Source organism: Aquitalea sp. ASV15, from assembly GCF_016429115.1.
Taxonomy (GTDB): Bacteria; Pseudomonadota; Gammaproteobacteria; order Burkholderiales; family Chromobacteriaceae; genus Aquitalea; species Aquitalea magnusonii.
Genome location: NZ_JAELTZ010000049.1, coordinates 18,457 through 29,220, shown reverse-complemented (window position 1 = coordinate 29,220; position 10,764 = coordinate 18,457). Strand labels below are relative to the sequence as shown.

At 63.4% G+C, this 10,764-nt stretch carries 8 protein-coding genes and 1 pseudogene; all 9 read left to right on the top strand.

The genetic code is table 11. The annotated features are described in order from the left end of the window. A pseudogene (locus JHD64_RS17400) lies at positions 1 to 319 on the top strand (N-methylproline demethylase); the annotation flags it as partial. 1 nt (position 320) lies between these two features. Then, positions 321 to 2,210, top strand: coding sequence for a DUF3483 domain-containing protein (locus JHD64_RS17395; protein WP_199054524.1), 1,890 nt, complete (start codon positions 321 to 323; stop codon positions 2,208 to 2,210). A gap of 61 nt (positions 2,211 to 2,271) precedes the next feature. Next, on the top strand, positions 2,272 to 3,378 hold the full coding sequence (locus tag JHD64_RS17390; RefSeq protein ID WP_199054522.1) for an FAD-binding protein: 1,107 nt from the start codon (positions 2,272 to 2,274) through the stop codon (positions 3,376 to 3,378). Further along, a complete protein-coding gene (locus JHD64_RS17385) occupies positions 3,375 to 4,121 on the top strand; it encodes an electron transfer flavoprotein subunit beta (protein WP_199054520.1) in 747 nt (248 codons plus the stop codon). Before JHD64_RS17390 ends, JHD64_RS17385 begins: the two co-directional genes overlap by 4 nt. A gap of 81 nt (positions 4,122 to 4,202) precedes the next feature. Then, the gene (locus tag JHD64_RS17380) at positions 4,203 to 5,468 is read left to right on the top strand and encodes an SRPBCC family protein (protein WP_199054518.1); all 1,266 of its coding nucleotides are present in this window, start codon (positions 4,203 to 4,205) and stop codon (positions 5,466 to 5,468) included. Between the two features lie 112 nt (positions 5,469 to 5,580). After that, on the top strand, positions 5,581 to 6,690 hold the full coding sequence (locus JHD64_RS17375; protein ID WP_199054516.1) for a hybrid-cluster NAD(P)-dependent oxidoreductase: 1,110 nt from the start codon (positions 5,581 to 5,583) through the stop codon (positions 6,688 to 6,690). A gap of 767 nt (positions 6,691 to 7,457) precedes the next feature. Continuing rightward, a complete protein-coding gene (locus JHD64_RS17370) occupies positions 7,458 to 8,507 on the top strand; it encodes a glycine betaine/L-proline ABC transporter ATP-binding protein (RefSeq protein ID WP_199054511.1) in 1,050 nt (349 codons plus the stop codon). A 73-nt stretch (positions 8,508 to 8,580) separates the two neighbouring features. Further along, on the top strand, positions 8,581 to 9,447 hold the full coding sequence (locus tag JHD64_RS17365; RefSeq protein ID WP_233170570.1) for a proline/glycine betaine ABC transporter permease: 867 nt from the start codon (positions 8,581 to 8,583) through the stop codon (positions 9,445 to 9,447). A 92-nt stretch (positions 9,448 to 9,539) separates the two neighbouring features. Further along, entirely contained in the window at positions 9,540 to 10,526 is a 987-nt protein-coding gene (locus tag JHD64_RS17360) for a GlxA family transcriptional regulator (RefSeq protein WP_059287098.1), read from the top strand. Positions 10,527 to 10,764: the final 238 nt, after the last annotated feature.

The window sequence follows — 10,764 nt, the reverse complement described above, 5'->3', positions numbered from 1 at the left end:
GGTGTATGCCGAGGGCGACAAGAAAATCGCCGTGCTGCGCAACGAATACACCGAGGCGCTGGAAGAACGGGCGGTGGATCAGGTGGTGATCGAAAACGGCATCCTGCCCAATGACAGCCTGTACTGGGACATGAAGGAGCTGTCGAAGAACCAGGGCCAGACCGATGTCCACACCCTGTTTGCTTCGCAGCCGCAGCCTTCCTTGTCGCAGCCCTTGGCTTCCGGCGAATTCCTGCTGTTCCGCGTGGGTGACTGCATTTCCATGCACAACATCCACGGTGCCATCTACGACGCCCTGCGTCTGGTGAAGGATTTCTGACATGAGCTTCTCCCTTGCCCATGCCCTGACCGGACTGTTCTGGCTGGGTGCGCTCCTGCTACTGGGTGGCCTGGCCAGACGCGCCAGCCTGTGGCAGCAGGGGCGCAGTGCCAGCGTGTCCTGGCTTGGCCTTCTGGCCATGCCCAAGCGCTATTTTGTCGATATCCACCACGTGGTGGCGCGCGAGCCCGCCGTGGCCCGTGCCCACGTGGCGGCAGCCGGTGGTGGCGTGGCCATCCTGCTGCTGTCGGCGCTCAACTACGGCCTGATGCTGTACCAGGGCTGGCTGGACGTGCTGCTGGTGCTGATGGCGGTGCTGATGCTGCTGGGGGCGCGCATGATGCAGGCGCGTCGCCTGCAAGCCCCGCCACGCCTGTCGCAAGGCCGCTGGCAGGTATTGCCCGCCCGCCTGCGCCTGTTTGCGCTGGGCAGCCTGCTGGCCGCCGGCCTGCTGTTTGCCGGCCCGCAGCTGGGCATGGCCGGGCAGCTGATTGCCGTTGTGGCGCTGCTGATGCTGGCCTTGGGCGGTGCCGAACTGGCGCTGGGCATTGGCCTCGGTTGGCCGATGAAACATGCGGTGGCCGGTTTGCTGCATCTGGCCTTTCACCCGCGTGCCGAACGCTTTGCCGGTAAATCTTCCGACCTCAAGCTGCTGAATCTGGCCGCGGGCGAGCTGGGTGTGGCCAAGGTGGAGGACTTCGCCTGGAACCGTCTGCTGTCCTTTGACGCCTGCGTGCAGTGCGGCAAGTGTGAAGCCGCCTGTCCGGCCTATGCCGCCGGTCAGCCGCTCAACCCGAAAAAGCTGATCCAGGACATGGTGGCAGCACAAAGCCGTGGCACCGACCCGGCCTACGCCGGCAACCCGCATCCGGGCCGCGAGGCGGCCGTGGTGGTGAAGCCGGGCGAGGACATCGTCGGCAGCGTGCTGGCGGCAGAAACGCTGTGGTCCTGCACCACCTGCCGGGCCTGCGTGGAAAACTGCCCGATGCTGATCGAGCACGTGGACACCGTGGTCAACCTGCGTCGTCATGTCACGCTCAGCCGTGGCGAAGTGCCGGGCAAGGGCAGCGAGGCGCTGGCCAATCTGCGCAATACCGACACCGTGGGCGGCTACCCGCTGGCAGTGCGTTACAACTGGGCGATTGATCTGGACCTGCCGGTATTGCAGCCGGGTGAGCACGCCGAATGGCTGCTGCTGGCTGGTGAAGGCGCGTTCGACATGCGTTACCAGCGTGCGCTGCGTGCGCTGGTGAAAGTGCTGAAAGCTGCTGGCGTGAAGGTGGCCGTACTGGGCGCAGCCGAGCGCGACTGCGGCGACGTGGCGCGCCGTCTGGGCGACGAAGCCGGTTTCCAGCGGCTGGCAAAGGCCAATATCGCCACGCTGGCGCAATACCGCTTTGACCGCATCGTCACGCCGGACCCGCACGTATTCCATTGCCTGGCCAATGAATATCCGGCCTTCGGTGGCCAGTTCGAGGTATGGCACCACAGCAAGCTGCTGGAACACCTGCTGGCTCGTCGTGCCATTCCGCTGAAGGCCGATGCCACACCGCTGCCTGCGCTCACCTTCCACGACCCCTGCTATCTGGGCCGTTACAACGATGGCTTCAATGCCCCGCGCAATGTGCTCAAGGGCATTGGCATCAAAGTGGTGGACATGCAGCGCTCCGGCCGCGATGCCCGCTGCTGCGGCTGGGGTGGTGGTGCAGCCTTTACCGATATTCCCGGCCAGCGCCGTATTCCCGACATGCGCATGGATGACATCCGCGAAACCGGCACCGGCCGGGTGGCGGTGGCCTGCCCCAATTGCACGGCCATGCTGGAAGGCGTGGTGGGTGAGCGGGCAGACGTGATCGAACTGGCCGAACTGGTGGCCGAACGCCTGGCCTGAGGCGAGCCGGGGCAGAAGCACCGACTTTGCCCCGTCCGCTGCTGCTTACAAGGAGAAAGTGATGGATTTTTCTACCCAGGCCATTCCGCGCATCGACCCGCGTCGCCCGTGGGTGCTGGGGCCCAGCGGCCTCAAGCGCATTGTGCTGGGCGATGACAGCGGCAGCCGCGACGCCGCCATGCTGGCCCACGGCCCGGCCCACAAGCCGCTGCGCAGTAACGGGCCGTTCAGCCAGCGTCTGCTGGTGGTAGCCCATGCCGAGCGCGGCCAGCTGGATGATGCCGCGCGCGAAGCCATTGCCGCCGCCGCCATTATGGCGGGCAAGGACGGTGAAGTGCTGGCCTTGCTGTACGGCATGGAAGACGCCGCGCCGGAAGCACTGGCCGAGCTGGCGGTGGACCGCGCCCTGAGCGTGGCCGACCCCGGCTACGCGCCGGAACAGAAACTGGCCCTGCTGCAACAACTGTTGCAGCAGGAAAGCCCGCATACCGTGCTGTTTGCCGACCGTGGCGAAGATGCCGACCTGGGCCGCCGCCTGGCCTGTCGCGCCCGGCTGTCGGTGGTGACCGATGTGGTGGAAATCGCCGCCGATGGCGTGCGCCGTCGTCAGCCCGGTGCCGGTTTCAGCCTGCGCGAACGTGCCCAGCTGCTATTGCTGGCGCGTGGCGTGGCCGAAGCCAAACTGCCCTTTGTCGGCAAGGGCGAACGGCTGCAAACCGCTGCCTTGCCAGCCGTCAGCGAACAGGTGCAGGACCTGGGCAGTGCCGCCAGTCCGGCCTCCGAGCTGGCGCTGGAAGAGGCCGACCTGATCGTGTCCGCCGGGAATGGCGTCAGCAATGTGCCGGGCTTTCTGGCGCTGGCCGAAGCGCTGGGCGCGGCGGTGGGGGCCTCGCGCGTGGCGGTGGACGATGGCCGTTTCACCCGCGACAAGCAGGTGGGTGCCACCGGCAAGACGGTGCAGGCCAGTGCCTATATCGCGCTGGGCATATCCGGGGCGGTACAGCATCTGCAGGGCATCAAGTCCTGCCGCCATGTGATTGCGGTGAACCTGGATGCCGCCGCCCCCATGATCAAGCGGGCCGACCTCAGCATCATCGACGACTGCCAGTCCTTCATCAGTGCGTTTGAACAACTGGTGCGGCGTGAGCGCAAGGAGAAGCAAGTATGAAAATAGCCGTATTGATTGCCCCCGCCGTGCATCCGGTCAGCGGCCGTCCCTGTGCCGGCGAGGCCGATCTGGCCGCCCTGGCGCTGGCACAGCGCCTGCCCGGCCAGCTGCAAGTCTGGTATGCCGGAGCCGCCGACGATGCCGCGCTGGCCGATTATCTGGCGCGCGGTGCCGACACGATCCACAGCCTGAACCTGAGCCCGGACAGCGATGTGCTGTCTGCGCTGGGCTCGGCCTTGCAGGGTGTCGACATGGTGTTGTGTGGCGCGCGTTCCGGAGGTGGTGATGGCTCCGGCCTGCTGCCTTACCAGCTGGCCGAGCAACTGGGCGCAGCCTTGCTGCCGGATGTGCTGGACTTGTCCAAATCCGACCGGCAATGGCAGGCCGTGCAGGCGCTGCCCAAGGGCGTGCGGCGCACCTTGCAGGCCAGCCTGCCGCTGGTGGCCAGCATCAACCCGCGCGCGGCCACTGCGCCGGGCTGGAGTTACGCCCGGCTGCAACAGGGGAAAATCCGCCGCAAAGCCGCTACTGGCGCGGCTTTGGCCCCGGTGGTGCTGGAGCCTTCCCGCCGTGCGCGCGCGCTGGTGGCCGCCAGCAAGGTCAGTGGTCATGCCCGCATGCAAGGTGCCATTGCCGGGGGCGATGCCAAGGCTGCCGGCGTGGTCGTAAAACAGGGTGATTCTGTCGAGAAAGCGCAAGTTGTGCTGGATTACCTCAGGCAACATCAACTCGTCGATTTCTGACAACAACCCCGCCGCATCCGACCAGCACCCCACCCACCGGCTAGCAGGATGCCAACCAAGACTTGTTTGGAGATGAGTGAAATGCAAGAAAGCGCCATTACCTTCCAGCCGGTGCACAAACTGCGCGAGCTGGTCGCCCGCCGCCAGCCGGGCCACAGCCTGGAAGCGCCGTTTTATAATTCGCAGGAAGTGTTCGAGGCCGACCTCAAATACATCTTCCAGCGTCACTGGATCTATGTGGCGGTGGCGGCGGAAATCCCCGAACCGGGCGACTATGTCACCGTGGAAATCGGCAAGGAACCCATCCTGATCCTGCGTGACGACGATATGCAGATCAAGGCTTTCCACAATGTCTGCCGCCACCGTGGCTCGCGCCTGTGCGCCGATGAAAAAGGTTCGGTGGGCAATCTGGTCTGTCCTTATCACCAGTGGACCTACAACCTGGCCGGCAAGCTGATTTTTGCCGACCACATGCCCGAAGGCTTCGACCTGTCGCATCACAGCCTGAAGCCGGTGCATCTGAAGAATCTGGAGGGCCTGCTGTTTGTCTGTCTGGCCGACGAGCCGCCGGCCGACATCGACCAGATGCTGGAGCAGATGGGCCCCTATATCGCCCCGCACCAGATTGAAAACACCAAGGTGGCCGCCCAGATCGACATCATCGAGGCGGGCAACTGGAAGCTGACGATGGAAAACAACCGCGAGTGCTACCACTGCACCGGCAACCATCCCGAGCTGACCATCTCGCTGTATGCCTACAGCTACGGCTTTGCGCCCAAGGCCGAACTGGCGGCGGGCCTGGCCAACTATGAAAAAATCGTCAAGGACAGCCATGCGCGCTGGGAGGCCTGTGGCCTGCCGTCGGCGGAAATCGAAAAGCTGTCCGATGTATCCGGCTTCCGCACCATGCGCATGCCGCTGGACCGCAAGGGCCAGTCGCAAACCATGGACACCGGCGCAGCCTGCAAGAAGCTGCTGGGCGACATCAAGGATGCCGACTCCGGTGGCCTGTCCTTCTGGACGCAGCCCAACTCCTGGCACCACTTCATGGCCGACCACATCGTCACCTTCACCGTACTGCCGCTGACTCCGGACACCACCCTGGTGCGCACCAAGTGGCTGGTGCACAAGGACGCAGTGGAAGGCGTGGATTACGAGGTGGCCAACCTCACCCGCGTGTGGAATGCCACCAACGGCCAGGACCGCCATCTGGTGGAAGAGTCGCAAGTGGGCGTCAACAGCAGCGCCTACCGCCCCGGCCCGTATTCGCCGTATACCGAAGAGCTGGTGGAAAAATTCACCAACTGGTATATCGGCCGCCTGGGGGCTGGGCTGGAACAGGGTTGATCCCGTTATTTGCATCAGACTTGTAGCAAACGGCGGGCTGCCTGGCGCGGCCTGCCACTCTTAGAGCAACAGCCCGCCAACGGGCGATCAGCCAGTCAGCAAAGGAATCGCCATGAGCAGCGTCAACACACATCCGGATACCCACCCGCAAGCCGCCGACCTGCCGTGGTGGCAGCCGGGCGAAGACAGCACGCTGCAATGCGTGCAGGTGCGCGAGGAAACCCACGACGTCAAAACCTTTGTGTTCCGGGCCGAACCGCCACGCCGCTTTCATTACCAGCCCGGCCAGTTCATCACGCTGGAACTGGACATCAACGGAGAGAGCGTCAACCGCTGCTACACCCTGTCCTCCAGCCCCACGCGGCCAGACCGGGTCAGCATCACCGTCAAGCGCATACCCGGTGGCGTGGTGTCCGGCTGGTTGCATGACACCCTGCGTCCCGGCATGCAGCTGGATGTGCTGGGGCCATCCGGCGAATTCACCTATGTACGCCATGCCAGCACGCCGTATCTGTTCCTGTCGGCCGGTAGCGGCATCACCCCGCTGATGTCGATGAGCCGGGCGCTGACCGACCTGGCCAGCGGCGCGGACATCGTGTTTGTCCACAGTGCGCGCTCACCGCGCGACATCATTTTCCGCAAGGAACTGGCGCAGCTGGCCAGCAGCCATCCCACCTTCAGCCAGGCCATTGTCTGTGAAAACCGCCAGGGTGAGCCGGAATGGCCGGGCTTTACCGGCCGGCTGGACGCTGCACGCCTGCTGCACATGGTGCCCGACCTGATGGCGCGCCAGGTGTTCTGCTGCGGCCCGGCGCCCTATATGGCCTCGGTACGGCAGCTGCTGCAGGACTGCGGTTTTGACATGCAGCACTACCACGAAGAGAGCTTCAATTTTGCCGAGCTGAATGCCGCGCCGCCGGACGCGGTCGTAGACGAAATCTCCGCCAGCTGCGAGGGCGGTGGCTTTAATGTGCACTTTGCCAAGATGGGGGATGACTTGTCAGTCGCCCCTGGGCAAACGGTATTGGCGGCGGCACTGGCCAAGGGCATGCGCCTGCCGGCTTCCTGCACCCGTGGCGTGTGCGGCACCTGCAAGACCAGATTGCTGGAAGGCAAGGTGGACATGCAGCACGAAGGCGGCATCCGCCAGCGCGAGGTGGATCAGGGCTATTTCCTGCCGTGCTGTAGTAAACCACTGAGTGATCTGGTGGTGGATCGTTGATTTTCCCCTGGGCCTGCTCCCCCGGCAGGTCCGCCGTGTGGCTCCCTTGATGCCTGTCTGTCATTGCGATAGCAGGCATTTTTCTTGCTAATCACCTTTTAGCTGCGCAGCCTGTTCTGGGCGGGCGATTTGCTGCATTGCGTCAGTGCCATTCACCGGCGGGCGGCTGGCGGAAACAGCAATGTTGCTGTTTTTTTACGACAGCTATCAGCGCTACTTGATGCCTATCTGTGGGCGGCCAAGGGCTTGATTTTGCTAGCGGGGATAAAGAATTGTCATTTTTCGACCTGATGTCGTTTCAAGACAGCTTGATGTCGGAATGCGGTTATTTTGAATACCACTAACTCCCTAAGGTGAGCCTTGATTTACATTAAATATTCTTCGAAATCGTCTGCTGCGCAAAAGATGCCCGGCTGGCTGTTGCCAGGTATCTGCTTGCCGCGTTGCACCCGCTCGCGGCAGCACCTGTCGCACGGGTGACGGCCATGGGGAATAGACGACAGGCCGGATGGGCCGCAGACAGCGTGCAGCAAGCACGCTGCGGCCCACACCGGTCTGCCAGGCCAGCCTGGCACGCATGTATGAGATGGCCCGGAGCAAGGCACGACGCATCCGGGTAGACCACAGTACTGGCCGGCAGCAGCGCTGCCGTGCCGGACACGATGGATGACTTCCTGTTGCACAAGATTCCAGTACCCCGGACAGCGGTGAATGGAGCAGGCAGCAGGACAGGGCCAGCGTGCGATCGCTACGAAGGAGAAGAGACAATGCAGTCGGCCAAGATAGTGGTGAAGAACCTCTACAAGGTATTCGGAGGGAAGTCCGCGGACGTCATGCGCATGCTGAAGTCCGGCGAGCACAAGGATGATATTTTCAAGAAAACCGGCAGCGTCGTGGGGGTCAACGACGTGTCGTTTGCGGTGGAAGAGGGCGAGATCTTCGTGCTGATGGGCCTGTCCGGCTCCGGCAAGTCCACCCTGATCCGCCTGATCAACCGCCTGATGGACCCGACCGACGGCCAGATCATCCTGGACGGTCAGGACATCACCAAGCTCACGCCCAAGCAGATGGTGGAACTGCGCCGCCGCGACATGAGCATGGTGTTCCAGAGCTTTGCCCTGATGCCGCACCGCTCGGTGCTGGACAACGCGGCTTTCGGACTGGAGATTTCCGGCGTGGACCGCAAAACCCGCGAAGCGCGTGGCATGGAGGTGCTGGAGCAAGTGGGCCTGGCCCCGTTTGCCCACAAGTATCCGCACGAGTTGTCCGGCGGCATGCAGCAGCGGGTGGGCCTGGTGCGCGCACTGGCGGTCAACCCCTCGCTGATGCTGATGGACGAGGCGTTTTCGGCGCTGGACCCGCTCAAACGGGCGGAAATGCAGGACATCCTGCTCGACCTGCAGCGCGAACAGCGCCGCACCATTTTCTTTGTGTCGCATGATCTGGAAGAGGCCCTGCGTATCGGCACCCGCATTGCCATCATGGAAGGCGGCCGCCTGGTGCAGGTGGGCACTCCGCAGCAAATCATCGAAAACCCGGCCGACGACTACGTGCGCAACTTCTTCAAGAGCGTGGACACCTCGCGCTACCTGCAAGCCAAGGACCTGATCGAAGTGGCCAATCCGCCGCACGCCGGCCGGCCCGGCCTGCATGTACCGCCGTCCTGCAGCCTGCCTGATGTGTTGCAACAGCTGCTGGGGCAGAGCGAACCCTTGCAGGTACGCGACGATCAGGGCCAGTGCCTGGGGCTGATCACGCCCAGCAGCGTGCTGAGCAAGATTTCCCAGCACCGCCTGCAAAGCACCGCCACCCACTGAACAGGACAACAGGCGCACCCTGCCATCCCCGTGCCGGGATGGTGTGTGAGCCGCAGCGAAGGAGTACGCCGTCATGGCTGATATCAGCACGCAAGACATGTTGCCGATTGGCGACTGGGTCAACAAGGTCATTCATTTCATGCTGGACCACAACGCCGGGGCCTTCGACGCCATCGGCAACACCATCGACTGGTTTGCCACCATGGTGGAATTCCTGTTGCTGGGCATTCCGCCGCTGGTGATGGGGGCGATTTTCGCCGCCGTCGGTTTCTGGCGGCTGGGCTGGAAATTTGCCCTGTTTGTCTGTGCCGCGCTGGGCCTGATCTGGGCCACCGGCTTCTGGGGCCAGACCATCGCCACGCTGGCGCTAACCCTGTCCGCCACCTGTGTCAGCCTGCTGCTGGGGGTGCCGGTGGGCATCTGGTGCGCGCGCAACAAGCTGGTGGGCATGCTGGTACGCCCGGTACTGGACTTCATGCAGACCATGCCGGCCTTTGTCTACCTGATTCCGGCCGCCATGTTCTTTGGCCTGGGCCGGGTGCCGGGCATCCTGGCCACCGTGGTGTTTGCCGTACCGCCGGCCGTGCGCCTGACCAGCCTGGGCATCCGCATGGTGAACAAGGAGCAGGTGGAAGCCGGCCATGCCTTTGGCTGTACCTCATGGCAGCTGTTGTTCAAGGTGCAACTGCCCATCGCGCTGCCCTCCATCATGGCCGGGGTCAACCAGACCATCATGATGGCGCTGTCCATGGTGATCATTGCCTCCATGGTGGGAGCGGGCGGTCTGGGCAACGACGTACTGGCCAGTATCCAGCGGCTGGATGTGGGCCTGGGTTTTGAAAGCGGCCTGGCGGTGGTGTTGCTCGCCATCATCCTGGACCGCATTACCGAGAGTTTCGGCCATACGCCCACCACACGGGCGGCCGAGCAGGGCAGCTAGTGACGGGTGAGCCACCCGCCGGGCCGCGGCCACACCGCTGCGGCCACCTTCATACAAAAACAGATCAACACACATCACATGCCGAGGTCACCATGGGTCCGCAACAAATCGCATCGTTGTCGCATATTGGTTTCCTCTTGCTCGACAGATTTTCCATGATCGCCTTCTCCAATGCCGTGGAGCCGCTGCGCATGGCCAATTATCTGTCACGCAAGAAGTTGTATCGCTGGAGCCTGCTGTCGGCCGATGGCCAGCCGGTCGCCGCCAGCAATGGTCTGGAACTCTCTCCCATCACTGCGCCCGAAGCCCCGCAGCAATACGACATGCTGATTGTCTGTGGCGGTTGGCAGGTGCGCGAAGCGGTGGACGACAAAACCATTTCCGTCATCCGCCGTTTTGCCGCCCAGGGCGTGCCGCTGGGCGCCATCTGCACCGGCACCTTCGCCCTGGCCAAGGCCGGGGTGCTCAATGGCTACCGCTGTGCCATCCACTGGGAAAACCTGCTGTCCATCAGCGAGGAATTCCCCAAGACCAAGTTCACCTCCGACCTGTTCGTGCTGGACCGCGACCGCTTTACCTGTAGTGGCGGCACCGCGCCGCTGGACTTCATGTGTCACCTGATCCGTCACAAGGGCGGCAAGAGCCTGGCGGCGGACGTGTCCGAGCAGTTCATCGTCGACCGCCTGCGCGACAATGGCGACCGCCAGCACATTCCGCTGCTGGCGCGTATCGGCACCGGCCACGAAACGCTGGTGGACGCTGCGCTGTCGATGGAAAGCAATATCGAAAACCCGCGTTCGCTGGAGAATCTGGCCGACGAACTGGGCGTGTCGCTGCGTCACCTGGAGCGCCTGTTCAAGCGTTATCTCAACACCACGCCGGCACAGTACTACCTGGACCTGCGCCTGCGCCGTGCGCGCGAGCTGTTGCTGCAAACCAATATGAGCGTGATGGAAGTCACCGTGGCCTGTGGTTTCCTGTCCTCATCGCACTTTTCCAAATCCTACCGCGGCCTGTTCGGCTACCCACCCAGCCGCGAGCGGCAGCAGTATCTGGTGGACTCCGCCGTCATTGCCTGAGCCGCCGGGCGGCAAAACCGGCAGCTTGTGCGCGCAGCCAGCTCTGTTACTCCTTGCAGGGCTGGTTTTTTTTCTACGGCGCATTGATGCAAGTGGCGGTCGTGCTGGCGCAACTAGTCCTTGTCGCACATGGCAATCTTGACCCTGTGCAAGACCTTGGTTTTCCACCTGTTCTCCGCGACCAACACCCTTGTGTTGGCACGGCAATCCTGTCACCGGGTTGATCAAAACATTTATA